Origin of the sequence: Aestuariivirga sp., assembly GCF_041738905.1 — a bacterium.
Taxonomy (GTDB): domain Bacteria; phylum Pseudomonadota; class Alphaproteobacteria; order Rhizobiales; family Aestuariivirgaceae; genus Aestuariivirga.
Genome location: NZ_JBGSOZ010000140.1, coordinates 1 through 15,989, shown reverse-complemented (window position 1 = coordinate 15,989; position 15,989 = coordinate 1). Strand labels below are relative to the sequence as shown.

The window sequence follows — 15,989 nt, the reverse complement described above, 5'->3', positions numbered from 1 at the left end:
CGTCGCCATGGCGCCGCCCGCGCCGCAGCGCTATCGCAAGGTCCTCGGGGGCCGCATCGACATTTCGCATGTCGTCCGGCAATCAAGCGTGATCGTGATGCGGCACCTCACCCACTGGCCATGGCGAACCGCGAGCGGGGTCATCGGCATGGCGATGGCCGTCGCCATTCTGGTGGGCTCGCTGTGGTCCTTCGGCTCGATCGAGCACATGATCGAGGTCACCTTCCAGCGCAGCGACCGCCAGGATGCCTCGATCAGCTTCACCGGGGAACGGCCGCTGGGTGCCTTGTTCGAGGCCCGACGGTTGCCCGCGGTGATGCAGGCCGAACCCTTTCGTGCGGCTGCGGTGAAGCTCAGGCACGGGCCTGCCGAACGGCGCCTGTCGCTCATGGGCAAGGCACCCGGCGCGGCGCTGTCGCGACTTCTGTCGGCGAAGATGGAACCGGTCTCCATGCCGCCCGATGGCCTGGTGATATCGCAGGCGCTGGCAGACGTTCTGAACCTCCGGGTGGGCGACATGGCAGAGGTCGAAATGCTCGAAGGCCGGAGGCAGACGGTGATGCAACCGGTGTCCGCAATCGTGACAGGCTATATCGGCCTCAGCTCCTACATGGATCTCGATGCGATGAACCGTATGCTCGGCGAGGGATCGGTGATCTCGGGCGTGCATATCGCGATGGACCTGTCGCAGAGGGACAGCCTCTTCGCGGCTCTCAAGGCAACGCCCGTGGCCAGTTTCATCGGCCTCCAGTATGCTGCTTTGCAAAAGTTCCGTGAAACGCTGGCACAGAACATCGTGATCATGGTGACCGTCTATGCCTCGCTCGCGGCAATCATTGCATTCGGGGTCGTTTATAACTTCGCCCGCATCTCGCTCTCCGAACAGGGGCGAGAGATGGCGAGCCTCCGCGTGCTGGGATTCACCAAGGGCGAGGTGTCGGCATTGCTGCTGGGTGAACTCGCGGTGGTGGTGATCGTAGCGCAACCCTTGGGCTGGCTCATCGGCTATGGCTTCGCGTGGGCCATGGCCGAGGGGTTCCGCACCGAACTTTACCGCGTGCCGTTGGTGGTGAACCGCGAAGTCTATGCCTATGCGAGCCTCATCGTCTTCGCGGCGGCGGCCGTGTCGGGCCTCGTTGTCCGCCGCCGCATCGACAGGCTGGACATGATCGAAGTGTTGAAAACGAGGGAATGACATGCTGCGCCGATTGATCAGCGGACTGGTGTTGCTGGCGGTGGCGGGCGCCCTTGCCTGGGCACTCTGGCCGCGCCCCCTGGCTGTCGAGACGTCTGTGGTGGAGCGGCGCGACATCGAGGTGATTGTCGAGGAAGAGGGCAAGACGCGCATCCGTGACGTGTTCAGCGTGTCGGCACCCATTCCCGGTCAGGTCCTTCGCGTCACGCTTCATCCGGGTGATGTGGTGGTGAAGGATCTCACCATCGTGGCCTCGATCAGGCCCGCAGCTCCTGGCCTTCTCGATGCGCGTCTCAAGCGCGTGGCGGAGGCAGCAGTCGCATCGGCGCGGGCATCGGTCGATCTCGCCGCAGCCGAAGTGCGGCAGGCCGAGGCGCAGCACGTGTTTCTCCAGAGCGAACTGACGCGCGCCGAAATATTGGTGAAGCAAGGCACGATCTCGGATCGCGCCTATGAGAAGGCGAAGCTCGATGTCGAAACGGCTGGGGCGGCTGTCGAAAGCGCCAAGGCCTCCTTGACGGTGCGCAAGCGCGAGCTGGAACGGGCCGAAGCCGCGCTGATCGAAACGGCGGCCACGGAGGGCCCCTGCTGCACTGACATACGGGCTCCCGTCACAGGCCGAATCTTGCGGGTGCTGACCGAAAGTGAACAGGTGGTGCAGGCTGGAACGGCGCTTCTGGAAATTGGCGATCCCACCGATCTCGAAGTTACCGCCGACCTTCTTTCACGTGATGCCGTGATGATCAAACCCGGTGCAACCGCCAAAATCGTCAACTGGGGCGGTCCACCGCTTGCGGCAACCGTGGACCGCATCGACCCCTCGGCGAATACCAAGGTCTCCGCACTCGGCATCGAAGAACAGCGCGTGGCGGTGGTGTTGTCGCTTCAAGGCGAACCTGCCAAGCGAGCGGCCCTGGGTGACGGATTTCGCGTGGTGGCCCGCATCACGGTGTGGAAGGGCAGCAACTTGGCTGCCGTTCCCATCGGGGCCCTGTTCCGTGTGGGTGGCAATTGGGCCGCCTATGCCGTGATCGATGGGCAGGCCCGCTTGCGCCCCCTTGAGATCGGACAGAGAAACGGCGAGTTCGCGGAGGTGAAGGGAGGATTGAACGAGGGCGAAACGGTGATCCTGCATCCTTCCGACCAGATGCAGGATGGTGCGAGGGTAACGCCCCTCCCCGCCCATTAGACAAAGGGCGGTTTGCGGAAACCCGCCACCTTCGCTAGATATTGTGCGGCGCAACAGACTGGATGGCCATGACTGATCTTTCACTGGCGGCGGAATTTCCAGCCCTCACGCAGGGCGACTGGATGAAGCGGGTCGAGGCGGTGCTGAAGGGTGCTTCCTTCGAGGAGAAGCTCGTTACCCGCTCCGCGGATGGCTTTGCCGTGCAGCCCCTCTATGGGCAGGTTGCTGGCCATCGCGCGGCACGGCCCCATCAGACGCCGTGGACGCTGTTCCAGCGCGTGGACCATCCCGATGCCGCGAAAGCCAACGAACAGGCCTTGGACGACCTGGCCAATGGCGCGACGGGCCTGGTGCTGGTGTCCAAGGATTCACCCACGGCGCGCGGGTTTGGCTTCGACTCCGAGAAGCTCGCGCGCGTGCTGCAGGGCGTTCACCTGCATGCGGTGGCGCTGAAGATCGAAGGCGGCGCCTCCATGGCGCTGGCGGAGCTCATCTCAACTCAACCCATCGACCCCGAGCGGCTTCATGTTTCATTCGCGCTCGCCAACGCCGCCGATGCGGGTGAGCTTGCACGGCTCGGATACACCGGGCCCTACATGGAGGCCGATGGACGCTCCTGGCATGACGCCGGCGCGACCGAGGCGCAGGAGCTTGGCGCCACGCTGGCGGGTGCAGTTGCCCGGCTGCGTACCCTCGACACCTTGAACGATATTCATCTCGTCCGCGCGGTCGGAGTCACACTGGCGGCAAGTCAGGACATGTTCGCGACGCTTGCGAAATTCCGCGCCATGCGCTTGCTGTGGCGGCGGATGCTGGAGGCAGCCGGATTGCCGAAGGCGCCTCTCAGGCTACACGCCGAAACCTCGTGGCGAATGATGGCGACACTTGATCCGCACACGAACATTCTTCGCGCCACGGCGGCTGTGTTTGGCGCAGGCCTCGGCGGCGCCGACTCGATCACCGTCCTTCCCTTTTCGATTGCGCAAGGCTTGCCGAACGCCTTCGCGCGGCGGGTGGCGCGGAACGTGCAGACCGTGCTCGCCGAGGAAGCCAACCTGTGGCGCGTGGCAGACTCCGCATCGGGCGCGGGCTACATCGAAACTTGTACGCAGCAGCTTTGTGATGCCGCATGGGCCGTGTTCCAGACAGCAGAGGCCGGTCAGTGGCCACAGCCCGATCCGGCATCGGCGCTCAACAAGCCGGTGATCGGCACCAGCGGTTATCGTCTGCCCACGGAACATGCGCCCGAGACGGAGACCCTGTGATGAGCCGCATCCCCGATTTCTCGAAAGTGCCTTTCGATGCCGCCCCGGTGGACGGTTGCTCTGGTCTCGTATGGGCGACGCCCGAGGGACTTACCGTGAAGTGCGCCTACGGTCCGGAAGACATGGCCGGGATCGACTTCCTTCACACATGGCCGGGCGTTGCGCCGTATCTCCGCGGCCCCTACCCCACCATGTACACGACCCAGCCCTGGACGATCCGGCAATATGCGGGGTTCTCCACGGCGGAGGATTCCAATGCCTTCTACCGCCGCAATCTCGCGGCCGGGCAGATGGGCCTCTCCATCGCCTTCGATCTCGCCACGCATCGCGGCTATGACTCAGACCATCCGCGCGTGGCGGGTGACGTCGGCATGGCGGGCGTGGCGATCGATTCAATCTATGACATGCGGACCCTGTTCGACGGGATTCCGCTCGACAAGATGACCGTGTCGATGACCATGAACGGCGCGGTGCTGCCCATCATGGCGCTCTACATCGTGGCGGGCGAGGAACAGGGCGTTTCTGCCGACAAGCTCGCGGGCACCATCCAGAACGACATCCTCAAGGAGTTCATGGTCCGCAACACCTTCATCTATCCGCCGGCGGCGTCGATGAAGATCGTGGCGGATATCTTCCGCTACACGTCGGAGAAAATGCCGAAGTTCAATTCGATCTCGATTTCCGGCTACCACATGCAGGAAGCCGGGGCGACCGCCGATCTTGAACTCGCCTATACGTTGGCCGACGGGCTCGAATATGCGAAAGCCGGAGTCGAAGCGGGACTCGCCATCGACAAGTTTGCGCCGCGGCTCTCCTTCTTCTGGGCCATCGGCATGAACTTCTTCATGGAAGTGGCGAAGATGCGGGCCGCCCGCATGATCTGGGCCAAGCTCATCAAGCGCTTCGACCCGAAGGACGAGCGGTCCCTGTCGCTCCGCACCCATTGCCAGACCTCCGGCTGGAGCCTTGCCGCGCAGGACGTTTTCAACAACGTGACGCGCACCTGCATCGAGGCGATGGCAGCGACGCAAGGCGGCACTCAATCGCTCCACACCAATTCACTGGACGAGGCGCTCGCGCTCCCCACCGACTTCTCGGCCCGCATCGCGCGCAACACGCAGTTGTTCCTGAGCCAAGAGGCGGGCACTGCCAAAGTCATCGACCCGTGGGGCGGCAGCTACTTCGTCGAGCGGCTCACCGCCGACCTTGCGGCAAAGGCGTGGAAGCATATCGAGGAAGTGGAAGCGATGGGCGGCATGGCCAAGGCCATCGAGGCCGGCATCCCCAAGTCGCGTATCGAGGAAGCGGCGGCCCGCACGCAGGCGCGTATTGATACCGGCGAGCAGACCGTCGTTGGGGTCAACAAGTACCGCACCGGAGAAGATGCCAAGATCGACATTCTCAAGGTCGACAATTCGGCCGTCCGCGCGCGCCAGATCGAGAAGCTGCAACGCCTGAAGGCAGAACGCAACGAAGCCGAGACCATGGCGACGCTGGCGAAGCTTTCGGACGTCGCGCGAACAGGCCAAGGCAATCTGCTGGCCGCCGCCGTCGACGCCGCACGCGCCAAGGCGACGGTTGGGGAAATCTCGCTGGCGATGGAACGCGTGTGGAATCGCCATACGCCCATCATCCGCGCAGCCAAGGGCGTCTATGCCGCGACGCCCAAGGACAAGCACAAGATTGACCAGGCGAGGCACGCGGTGACAGCGTTCCGTGAGTCCGACGGCAGGGCACCGAAAATCCTCGTCGCCAAGGTCGGGCAGGATGGGCACGACCGCGGCCAGAAGGTGATCGCATCCGCCTTCACCGACATGGGGTTCGACGTCAAGATCGGGCCGCTCTTCGCCACGCCGGAAGAAGTGGCGAAGATGGCGGTCGAGGAGCAGGTTCATGCGGTCGGCGTCTCGACGCTGACGGCGGGCCACCTGACCCTCGTTCCGCTGCTCAAGGCGGCGCTCGATGCGGCGGGCCGCTCCGACATCATGATCGTGGTGGGTGGTGTCATCCCGCCGGAAGACGTGCAGACGTTGCTCGACATGGGAGCGGCTGCCGTGTTCCCGCCGGGCACCGTCATCCCCGATGCGGCGCTTGCGCTCCTCGAAAGGCTGAACCTCCGCCTTGGCTATGCCCAGAGGGCGGCGGAGTAGCCATCAGGCCTTGATGCTGGCCTTCAATTGCCGGGTGATGAACCATGTCACCGGCACAGCCACGATGAATCCGGCCAAAGCACCCCCGATCAGCATGGTGTTGGAAAAATCTCTCATGGTCAGGATCGCCACCATGATCGACCCCGCGATGGTGGGCGCTGTCAAAACGTAAACGAGAAGGGGAAGCCACTTCATGTGTTGTCTCCATGTATTGATGGGCCAACATTGATCGTGCGTCATGGAACGGCCTTGATCCAACTCAATGTTCGGTTGCCGATGAGCAAGTTTTACTGAAATTCTTTAGCTGGCACCCATGATGGTTCTTCGGATCGTTCTTCTCTGTCTCTCGGCATTGGCCCTGACAGGCTGCGTCCTGCAATCGGGCACGCCGCTCTATGACGACACTTCTTCCGTCCTCGCACTGGGAACCAGGGGCGGAGCCGCGAAGCTTGCAAGCCGCATCGAGGGCAAGTGGGTGCCGGAGAAGGAGGCAATCACCATCAAGGTGGTTGGCAAGCACTATGAGGTGACGTCTGGCACATCCACCGTCGCCCTGAACTTCGTGAAGCTGAAAGGTTCAACCTATGTCGTCCAAGGCCGGGAGAGCGGCAAGGCGGCGGCCTACATGCTTGGGAACGTCACCAATGGCATTGCCGAGGTTCGGCCCATCGCCTGCACGGACATCAAGGCAGAGGCGAGCCTGGCGAAATGGGTGGAGCACGACAAGGACGACTGCTTCGTGAAGCCCGGTCCCCCGCCGGAAAAGCTGTTCACCGCAATCTCGAAACTCGGGGGCGAGGCGACATCGCGGATCGAGATCGCGGCACAGTGAATGCTTGAGTGACGGAGCATTAAGACTCCCATGGGATTTGATAGGAAGCGCAGTCCTGCCGCGTGAGGGAGCAAGGCCGATGACACTCAACCGCCGCATGATGATTGCCGGGGCAGCACTCGCGGCAGGTTCGATTACTCCAGTAGCCGCACAGACGAAAGCGTCCAAAATCAAGAACTTGGACGCTGCTATTGAGAAAGCGATTCAAGGTGACGGGATGCTGGTGTTGCCGGCGGGCGACATAGTCACCGACACGGTCATGATCGATGGCGGCGTCACCATCACGGGTATTGCAGGCCGCACACGGCTGGTGTCGCGCAGTGGAAAGGCAATTCTCAGGATCGCGACAGGCGAGCCTGTGACAATCTCCGGGGTTTCCTTTGGCGGGCAAGAGAGCGCGAGCGAGGCGATGGTGCTGGCCGAGAATTCTTCCCAGCTGACTGTCACCGGTTGCCGTTTCGCCGATACGTCAGACACGGCCTTGCAGCTTGAAGGTTCAGGCGGGCGCATCAGCGGCAACCGCTTCATCAAGATCGGGCGCAGCGCCATCTTCTCGCGCGATGCCAAGGGCCTTGTCATCTCGGAGAACACCATCACCGACATCGGCAACAATGCGATCCAGGTGTGGACGAGCACGCCCGCGGAGGACGGCACCATCGTCTCCAACAATCGCATCGCGCGCGTTGCCTATACAGACGGCGGCACCGGGCAGAATGGCAATGGCGTGATCGTGTTCCGCGCCGGCAATGTCATCGTGGAAGGTAACCGCATCAGCGACTGCGCCTTCACAGCCGTTCGCAACAATTCAGGCGCCAACTGCCATATCGTGAACAACAACATCTCTCGCATGGGCGAGGTGGCGATCTACTGCGAATTCGCCTTCGATGGCGCTGTGGTGAGCGGCAACATCATCGAGGATACGGGGCTGGGCATCTCGATCACCAATCTCGACTACAATGGGCGGCTCGCGACCGTTGCCAATAACGTGGTGCGCCGCTGCAAGGGGCCAGGCTCGTTGAAGGAGACCAGCGGTACTGGAATCCATTGCGAGGGCGACGCGACGGTTGTCGGAAATGTCGTTGAGGAAACCCGCGATTCCGGCATCTCGCTGGGCTGGGGTCCGCACTCGCGCACTTTGACGGCCACCGGCAACATCGTGCGGGACGCGCGCATCGGCATCCGCTTCTCGATGACCAAGGGAGCGGATGTGGTGCTGATCGCCAACAACAGGATTTCAGGCGCACGCGACATGGCGATTGCGGGCTATGACCATTCCGATCCGGTGACGGGCGACCTGTCGCTTCCGGGTGCCGAGATTCCGGCTGGCGTTCAGATCAGGGACAATCTCACAGGCTGAGGCCCCGCACCTCGCCCACCTCGAACTTCCGCCAGTTGGTAAGCTCGTGATGGCGAAAGCGCTGGAGCGTCTCCCTTTCCTTCTCCGTCCACACATCAAGCCCGGCGAGCACGGAGGCCATGGCGACCTCTGACGCGCGGGACGCCCCATCGTCGATCTTGAGCGCGATGCCGAGCCTCGCGTGTGGAATGCAGCCGCAATAGACGCCCTCGGCACCGGTCTTGACGAAAACGCGTGGCACCTCCGTCATCAGGAGCGTGTCGAAGTCATTGGTGCCGGCCACCATGAAGGGATGCGCCTGCACCGCCTCGATGATTCTGCGGCCGGCATCGAAAGCGGGATCAGAAAGGCACGCAAAGCCCAGCGCCATGTTCTTCAGCGGCATGGCCCAGGTCGGCACCGAGCACCCGTCGATGCCCCACGGCTGCGCATCAAGACCGACATCGCAGATTTCGCCCATTGTCCTGGCGATCAGTTGCTGGACCGGATGCTCACGCGTCGAATAGCCGTGCGGATCGACACCGAGCTGTCGGGCCAGCGCCAGCATGCCCGCATGCTTGCCCGAGCAATTGTTGTGGACCTGCTGGTATTGATGGCCCTCGCGGATGAGGTCGAAGCGCGTCTGCTCCGCGCTGGGCCAATGGGCGCCACATTCGTAGAGGTCCTCGCCATTCCCCGCCTTCTTCAGAATCGAGCGGGCGACCCGGACGTGATCGGGCTCGCCATTGTGGGAGGCGCAGCACAGCGCGATCTCTTCAGGGGTCAGGCCGAAACGGTCGGCAGCGCCGCTGTTGACCATCGCAAGGCACTGAAAGGCCTTGACGGCCGAGCGCGGGAATACCGCTGCGGCGATGGCCCCTTCCGCAGCGACGACGTGACCCGTGTGATCCACCACTGCAAAAGCCCCCCGGTGGCGGCTCTCGACGATGCCTCCGCGGGTCACTTCTGCGATCACGGGATTTGTCATGCGGCACGTTCCTTGTGTGGCGAGCCAAGGAGATACCAGAGGAAGGCAAAGAGCTGCAACACGAGGAAGATGCCGATGGCCCAGCTATAGCCCTCCGGGCTGTAGCCTGTGGCGGTTGCCGGAAACAATCCAATGATGAGGCCGACGAGATATTGCGACGAAAATGCCGCCACGAACATGGCGAAATTGATCGTGGCGTTGGACCGGCCCGCAAGGTCTTTGCCGATGTGGGCGGCGAACCACGGGAAAGCCAGGACCGCGACCTGACCGAAGGCGGCAACGCCAAGCCAGGCCGGGAACATGAGCCCTTCGATGCGGAACACGATGATGGCCTGGGCGAGGAAATAGATGATGTTGAAGCCGAGCAGAACCTGCATGGGACCGATGCCGCGCCGGCCCAGCCGGTCGGCAATGACGCCAGCCGAGAGGATGCCGACCATGAAGGCAACGGCCATGAACAGGAGATGGCGGGCAACCTCCTCGCGGGTAAAGCCCATCACATCCCTGAACCACGGGCCAGCCCAGAGGGTCTGGATTCCGATCTGTATCCCGGAGGTGAGGCCGAGCAATGGCGCCACCCGCCAGAACAGCGGCGTCTTGAGGATAGCCATCATCTGCGCGAACTGGGTTGCCAGGGGAGCGGGCGCACCCACCGTATCGTTGCGCGGGGCCACCGACAGGATGAAGATCGCTGCCAGCATGATCAATCCGGCGAAGACCGCGAAAGTGTTTCGCCAGCCGATGAGGCTCACCAGGTATTCGGTTGGCTCCGTGGCAACGATCACGCCCATGGCGCCCACCGCCATGATGGACGTGTTGACGAGCGAGCGGCGCTCGATGGGAACCCAGGTGGCGGAAGACTTGTAGCTCGCCATCAGCCCCGCCGAAAAGCCAAGGCCGATGAGGGCGCGCGCTGTGAAAAGGCCGATGAAGCCCGGTGCGAAGGCGAAGGCCAGGCAGCCGAGAGCGGCCAGCGAGAGCAGCCCCGCCTGCACCTTGCGGGGCCCATAGCGGTCGAGCAGCACGCCGAGAGGCAACTGGAACAGGGCGAAGGCGCCGAGATAGGCAGCCGTAAGCAGGCCAAGCTGCGCCGGGCTCAGGCCAACGTCCGTCACGAGGTCCGGCGCCACAACCGCGTTCACCGCGCGGAGCAGGTACGACATGAAGTAGCCTGCCGCGAAAGGCAGCAAGCCGGAAAATACAATGCGAAATGGTGTCATGACTGCAACAATCTCTTCGTAATCGTGCCCTAAAGGATCGCTGCGACAAAAGCGACCTTGTCATTCGCGCGGCAGCCATTACATCGCCGCGTTCCAGTTTCTCGTGGGGACTTCTCCGATGATCCGACGCGCCCTCGCCTTTCAGCACATGGACGACGAACCTCCCGGCCTGTTCGGCCGCTTCCTGGAAGAACAGGGAGCGGAGCTTGATATCGTCATGCTGCACAGGGGTGAGGCGATTCCGTCGCTCGCCCCTTATGATTTTCTGCTGGTCATGGGCGGCGCCATGGACGTGTGGGAGACAGATGCCCACCCGTGGCTGAGGCACGAAGTGGCGGCGATTCGGGAATGGACCTGGAACCGCAATCGCCCGTTCATGGGCGTCTGTCTTGGCTTGCAGCTCCTGACGCAGGCGCTGGGCGGCGAAGTGGGCCTCGCCTCAGCCGCTGAAGTCGGCTTCGGCAAGGTTGAGCTCAATGGCGTGGGACTCACCCACCCGCTGATGCGTGGGCTTCAGCCCTCGCTGAAGGTGATGCAGTGGCACCACGCCGAGGTATCGGTCCTTCCCGATGGTGCGGAAGTGCTGGCCTCGTCCGCCACCACGCATGTCCAGATCATGTCCGTCGGTCAGGACATTCTCGCCACGCAGTTTCATGGCGAACTGACCCCGGCGCTGATCGACCGCTGGGCGCATATCCCGCAATATCTCGAATGGCTGGACGCGGCGATGGGACCCAATGCCTATGCCCGCGTCAAGGCGCAGTCGCGCCCGCAGTTGCCGAAGATCGAGCGCATGAGCCGTATCATGTTCGAAAACCTCGTCTCGAACCGCAAGCAGATCCGCGCGGCTGCCTAACGCAGCCCATCCTCGCCCTTGATCTCAGAGACTTTCAACCCGCCGACGCGCGACAGCGGACGGCCGCCGGTGGTGACGGCCACCGCCACCATGATCTCGTTGGCGCGCGGCGCGTCGGTCACGCGGACTTCCATGCCGTCGAAATGGCTTCTGACGAAGGCAGCATCCTTGTGGCCCAGCGGTATATCGAGCACCACGCCCATGCCGCCGCGCTTCTTTGACGACGGGATCAGGGCCGCGCCCTTGCCCAGAGCCTTGCGGACGGGAGCGCCAAGCTTGGGATGGAGAATGGCGGCGGCGTGTTCCAGTTCGCCATTTTCGCCCACAGCGGCGGCCTTGCCGTAGCTTTCGACGTGATCGCCCGGAATGCCGAGTGCTGCGACCGCGCGCTCCGCCAGCAGCCCGCCCAGCTCTTCGCCTATGTCGATCAGTTCGCTGAGGTCTTCCTGATATGCGCCTGCGAAGGGATTGGCGATGACGGCAATTGCCGCGGCGCGGCGGATGGGCGGGGACACAACTTGCCCCTGCTCGCTCAGCGTTTCGTCGACAACCGTCAGCAACTTGCGGATCTTCGCCTTCATCTCAAGCCGTCCTCTCCCTTGATGTCCTTCACCGCGAGGCCTCCCGCACGCGCATGTACGCGTGGGCCTGTCGTCATCACCAGCGCCACTACCATTTCTTTGGCGCGCGGCGCATCGGTGAGCCCCACCTCGATCGCATCGAAGTGACTGCGCACATAGGAGGCATCAATGTGAGTGACGGGAATGTCGAGTCTGGTTCCGGGGCCACCGACTTTCTTGGTCGATGGCACGATGGCCTTTGCGCCCTCCAGCACGTCGCGCATGACGTAACCGCCCGGCGCATGCCAGAGGGCGGCGTGCTCAAGTTCTCCCGCCTCGCCCACGATGGCGCCCTTGCCATAACCCTCGATCGACTTCACGTCTCCACCGAGTGCCGCCAGAAGCTTCTGCGCCATCAGCAGGCCCAGAGGCTTCAGGTCCTCCATGAAGGGCTGGATGTTCTCGTGATAGGCACCCGCGAACGGGTTTTCGATCACCGCCAGAACGGCGCCCCGGCGCTGGGGTTTTTCCGCCACGGGTCCGCCTTCATGGAAGACGTCCTCGACCGAGACGAGGAATTTCCTGACCTTCACGTCGGGCATCGCTGGACAGTCTCCTTGGCTGGTCGATCAACACGTCGCCCACCGTGCGAGTTTCCCCCGCCAGATGAATGGCACAGGCGATGATGGTGCCGTTCGCCACAAGGCCACTGGCGAAGGCTACACCACGGTCCAGCGCCTCGGCAATTTCATTCGGCGTGAGCTCGCCCACATCGCGGGTGACGAGGCGGTTGCCCAGGTCGTTGTCTGGCTGAATCTCGATGGCAGGCACGCGGAGAATGGCGGGGTGCCCCGGAAGGTCCACGGCATTGGCGATGAGCGTCGCAGCGGCGTCGGCCACGCCCGCGGTCACGGCGAGCACCGTCACCGCATCGGCGATGCCGAAAGAGAAGCTGCGGCCGCGCCAGCCACTGGTGGCGATGCCGCGCACAGCGTCCGTCCAGTCGATATGGGCCTTCGAGAACAGCGAGGGATTTTCGGGCCTGTCCACCAGGCCGATGTCATAGTCGGTCCACGGCCCAAGGTGGATGGCGATGTCGCCTCCATTGTTGACATGCGCACGCTCGACCTCGGCAACGGTCACCATGGCATAGAGAACCTCTTCCGCCACGGAGCCCGCGACTGCCGCCATGGGCGTGAGGAAAGTGGTGCGTGCGAGGTCGGCGGTGGCTCGCCACATGCGGGCCGCCACCTGTCCGTCCGGCATCACGTTGGTGGGCTGGCGCAGCAGGAAGAGCTCGCTGCAGAGTTCGTCGAGGATGGTGGAAAAACGGATCTGCGCCACGTCATAGGCCCGCGCCACATGCACGGGATCACCATCCGCTCCGACAATCAGGTCAATGGGGCCGTCCTGAAGGTGCAACCTCTTTCCGTCCGAGAGCATCTGCACCTGCATCCGGCTCATCCGCTTTTCTCCATGGCGCGGATGGCAGCGCGGACACGGTCAGGTGTCGCAGGCGTGCGGGTGATGCGGGCGCCCGTTGCATGATGAATGGCGTTGAGGATTGCGGGTGCCGTGGGGATCAATGCCTGTTCGCCGATGCCCTTGGCGCCGAAGGGACCGGCGGACGAGGCGCGCTCGATCAGGATCGAACGGATGGGCGGCACATCGCCAATGGTGGGGATCAGGTAGTCGTGGAGATTCTCGCCGCGGCCCGGCGTAAACTCCTCCATCAGCGCCATGCCGATTCCTTGCGCAACGCCGCCCTCGATCTGGCCCTCGACCAGAATGGGGTTCACCGCTCGGCCCACATCATGCGCTGCGATGATCTGCAGGACCTTCACAGTTCCCAGCCGCATGTCGACCTCGACTTCCGCCAGATGCGCGCCATAGCCATAGATGGCATAGGGGGAACCCTGGCCATCGGCATCGAGCGGCGTGGTCGGAGGGTCGAAGGTTTCCTCCGCACACTGAACATAACCGAACCGGTCACGCGGCAGGCTGGACAGTTCGACCGTGCGGACGATGGATGAAGCTCTCACCAACAGCTTTTCACCCGTGACTTCGATCACGGCATCGTCACCCGCATTGGCAAGCCTCAGGAGCTGGTGCCGCAAGGCGCGGCCTGCCCGCTCCGCCGCCGTGCCCGTCACGAAGGTCTGGCGCGAGGCCGAGGTCTTGCCGCAATCTGGCGTCAGGTCGGTATCGGCAGAAACGAGATCGATGAGGGACAGGGGCAGGCCCACGGCATCCGCCGCGATCTGCGCGATCACGGTGTTCGAGCCTTGCCCGATATCGACTGCGCCCTGGTGCAGCGACAGGCGGCCATCAGGCTTCAAGCCAAAACGGATCGTCGATGGGTTTGACAGCGAAGTGTTGCCGCAACCATAAAACATGCCAGCGATGCCGACACCGCGGCGCTTGTGTTCGCTGGCGCGATTGAACATGCGCGCATCCTTCCGGGAGCGCAGCCAGTCGAAGCGGAGCGCTTCGAGGCACTCGCGGATTCCAACTCCATCGCCCATCACCTGCCCCGTCACCGTTGGCGCTGAATCAGTCAAGGCGTTGCGGATGCGGAATTCCAGTGCATCGAGCCCCAACTTCTCCGCCAACATGTCGAGCATCTGCTCTTGAGCAATCACCGTCTGCGGCACGCCGAACCCGCGGAAGGCACCTGAGGGAACGCAGTTCGTGAGGATGGCACGGCTCTGCGCGCGGTAGTTCGGCACCAGATAGGGGCCCGATGCGTGAACGGGCACGCGGTTTGCCACCGTCGGCCCCCAGGACGAATAGGCGCCCGTGTTGAAGTCGCCGTCGAAATCCATGGCGAGCAAGTCGCCTTCCCGCGTGGCCGCCATGCGCGAGCGCATGATGGCCGGGTGGCGCTTGGTGGTGGACTGGATCGATTCCGGCCGCGTGTAGACCATGGCGGCGGGCCTGCCCGTGACCCACGCGGCCAGGGCCACGAAGGGCTGCACCGACAGATCGAGCTTGGAGCCGAAGCCGCCGCCGCAGGCCGATGGAATGATCCGAACGTTCTCGGCTTCAAGCCCGAGGATCGCCGCCGTGTCGTCACGGTCGAGATAGGGCGCCTGCGTCGAAGCCGTGACTTCGATCCGGTCACCGATGCGCCGCGCCCACCCGGCCTCCGGCTCGATATAGGCGTGTTCCACAAAACCGGTTTCAAACTGCCCTTCGACAATTGCATGGGCCGAGGCGAAGGCATCATCCACGTTGCCCCTGACGACTCGGCCCTTGATCAGAATGTTACCGGGCCGGTTCGCATGAAGAAGCGGCGCGTCTACCGCGAGAGCCTCGGTAATACCAAGCCGGGCATCGCGCTCTTCCCATTCGACGGGGAAGCGCGAAAGGTCGAGGGCATTCACCGCATCGCGCTCGCCGACGATGGCCGCCACGGCCTCGCCCCGGAAACGGGTCTCGGCCTCGGCGAAGACAGGCTGATCGGCGAAGGGCGGAATGACGCCGAAGATGTTGCGGCCGGGAATGTCCCGCGCCGTGAGGACGCGGACCATGCCGGGCTGCGACGCGGCATAGGATTCAAGGTCGCCGAACGTGAAGCCCGCGCGGTGGAAGGGCGAGCGGACCGCGCGCACCCACAATGCGTCAGAAGGGATTCCATCGGCACCGAAGCTTTCGGTGCCAGACACTTTCGGGCCGCCGTCGAGGCGGGCGATACGCGTGCCCACGCATTTGCCCTGCAAGGGAGCGGTATGGTGAGGAACTTGGCCGCGCGCGGCATCGGCCACGGCGTCGATGATCTTGGCATAGCCAGTGCAGCGGCAGAGAACGCCCCCCAGCGCATCGGCAATGGCTTCGCGGGTGGGTTCGGTATCGCGTTCGAGGAGTGCGGCTGCCGCCACCAGCATGCCGGGCGTGCAGATGCCGCACTGCGCCGCGCCCCGCGCGAGGAAGGCCTTCTGCAGAAGGCCGCCCTTGGCCGTCTGTGATGACAATCCTTCGATGGTGACGATCTGCGCGCCAATGACCTGCGACACCGGAACAAGGCAGGCACAAGCCATCTCACCGTCGATGAGGACGGTGCAGGCACCGCAGTCGCCCGCATCGCAGCCGATCTTGGTTCCCGTGGCCGAGAGGTTGTGCCGCAGGGCATCGCTCAGGCGGGTCATCGGGGCTGCGTCACAGGACGTGACAGCGCCGTTGAGCGTGAAGGAGATGGTATCAGGCAAAAGGTTCCGCTCCCGCTGCACGATCCAGCGCCGCGCACACCACGAAGCGGGCGGCCTCAAGACGGTATGCCGCCGTCGCCCGGACATCGCCGATGGGAGACAGCGCCGCAAGATGCTGCTCGCTCACCCGCTTCGAAGGCCGTTCGCCGGCTTCCAGCCCTGTTCCTTGTGGGTACTTGGGACACCATCA

14 protein-coding genes are annotated in these 15,989 nt (G+C 63.7%); 7 read left to right on the top strand and 7 right to left on the bottom strand.

Annotated features, from left to right (window positions below; translation table 11 throughout):
* The 4 genes from ACEW8Q_RS12890 to scpA form a co-directional block, all read left to right on the top strand.
* On the top strand, positions 1-1,195 hold a 1,195-nt coding region (locus tag ACEW8Q_RS12890), incomplete at its 5' end, for an ABC transporter permease (protein WP_373504462.1).
* Between the two features lies 1 nt (position 1,196).
* Positions 1,197-2,384, top strand: coding sequence for an efflux RND transporter periplasmic adaptor subunit (locus ACEW8Q_RS12885; RefSeq protein ID WP_373504461.1), 1,188 nt, complete (start codon positions 1,197-1,199; stop codon positions 2,382-2,384).
* Between the two features lie 68 nt (positions 2,385-2,452).
* Positions 2,453-3,649 carry a methylmalonyl-CoA mutase family protein gene (locus ACEW8Q_RS12880; protein WP_373504460.1) on the top strand — a complete coding sequence of 399 codons (1,197 nt, stop codon included), beginning with the start codon at positions 2,453-2,455 and terminating at the stop codon, positions 3,647-3,649.
* On the top strand, positions 3,649-5,799 hold the full coding sequence (scpA, locus tag ACEW8Q_RS12875) for a methylmalonyl-CoA mutase (RefSeq protein ID WP_373504459.1): 2,151 nt from the start codon (positions 3,649-3,651) through the stop codon (positions 5,797-5,799). The genes ACEW8Q_RS12880 and scpA overlap by 1 nt, the downstream gene beginning before the upstream one ends.
* 3 nt (positions 5,800-5,802) lie before the next feature.
* Here the strand turns inward: scpA and ACEW8Q_RS12870 are convergent, their stop codons facing one another.
* Entirely contained in the window at positions 5,803-5,994 is a 192-nt protein-coding gene (locus ACEW8Q_RS12870) for a hypothetical protein (protein ID WP_373504458.1), read from the bottom strand.
* 118 nt (positions 5,995-6,112) lie between these two features.
* Between ACEW8Q_RS12870 and ACEW8Q_RS12865 the strand changes: the two genes are divergently transcribed.
* On the top strand, positions 6,113-6,631 hold the full coding sequence (locus tag ACEW8Q_RS12865) for a hypothetical protein (RefSeq protein ID WP_373504457.1): 519 nt from the start codon (positions 6,113-6,115) through the stop codon (positions 6,629-6,631).
* Between the two features lie 79 nt (positions 6,632-6,710).
* Positions 6,711-7,988 carry a TIGR03808 family TAT-translocated repetitive protein gene (locus ACEW8Q_RS12860; RefSeq protein ID WP_373504456.1) on the top strand — a complete coding sequence of 426 codons (1,278 nt, stop codon included), beginning with the start codon at positions 6,711-6,713 and terminating at the stop codon, positions 7,986-7,988.
* On the opposite strand, the gene ACEW8Q_RS12855 is transcribed toward ACEW8Q_RS12860, so the two are convergent.
* Positions 7,978-8,955, bottom strand: coding sequence for an asparaginase (locus tag ACEW8Q_RS12855; protein WP_373504455.1), 978 nt, complete (start codon positions 8,953-8,955; stop codon positions 7,978-7,980). The two genes, ACEW8Q_RS12860 and ACEW8Q_RS12855, sit on opposite strands and share 11 nt — an antisense overlap.
* A complete protein-coding gene (locus ACEW8Q_RS12850; protein WP_373504454.1) occupies positions 8,952-10,175 on the bottom strand; it encodes an MFS transporter in 1,224 nt (407 codons plus the stop codon). Before ACEW8Q_RS12850 ends, ACEW8Q_RS12855 begins: the two co-directional genes overlap by 4 nt.
* A gap of 118 nt (positions 10,176-10,293) precedes the next feature.
* Between ACEW8Q_RS12850 and ACEW8Q_RS12845 the strand changes: the two genes are divergently transcribed.
* On the top strand, positions 10,294-11,031 hold the full coding sequence (locus tag ACEW8Q_RS12845) for a type 1 glutamine amidotransferase (protein ID WP_373504453.1): 738 nt from the start codon (positions 10,294-10,296) through the stop codon (positions 11,029-11,031).
* Here ACEW8Q_RS12845 and ACEW8Q_RS12840 read toward each other — a convergent pair.
* From ACEW8Q_RS12840 to ACEW8Q_RS12825, 4 genes are read right to left on the bottom strand one after another with little or no spacing between them, the layout of a single operon-like run.
* Positions 11,028-11,612 carry an amino acid synthesis family protein gene (locus ACEW8Q_RS12840; protein ID WP_373504452.1) on the bottom strand — a complete coding sequence of 195 codons (585 nt, stop codon included), beginning with the start codon at positions 11,610-11,612 and terminating at the stop codon, positions 11,028-11,030. The two genes, ACEW8Q_RS12845 and ACEW8Q_RS12840, sit on opposite strands and share 4 nt — an antisense overlap.
* Positions 11,609-12,193: an amino acid synthesis family protein gene (locus ACEW8Q_RS12835; RefSeq protein ID WP_373504451.1), complete on the bottom strand. Its 585-nt coding sequence runs from the start codon at positions 12,191-12,193 to the stop codon at positions 11,609-11,611. The genes ACEW8Q_RS12840 and ACEW8Q_RS12835 overlap by 4 nt, the downstream gene beginning before the upstream one ends.
* The gene (locus tag ACEW8Q_RS12830; protein ID WP_373504450.1) at positions 12,138-13,055 is read right to left on the bottom strand and encodes a UPF0280 family protein; all 918 of its coding nucleotides are present in this window, start codon (positions 13,053-13,055) and stop codon (positions 12,138-12,140) included. The genes ACEW8Q_RS12835 and ACEW8Q_RS12830 overlap by 56 nt, the downstream gene beginning before the upstream one ends.
* Positions 13,052-15,799 (bottom strand): molybdopterin-dependent oxidoreductase, encoded by a 2,748-nt coding sequence (locus ACEW8Q_RS12825; RefSeq protein WP_373504449.1) that lies wholly within the window; start codon positions 15,797-15,799, stop codon positions 13,052-13,054. The genes ACEW8Q_RS12830 and ACEW8Q_RS12825 overlap by 4 nt, the downstream gene beginning before the upstream one ends.
* Positions 15,800-15,989 lie beyond the last annotated feature (190 nt).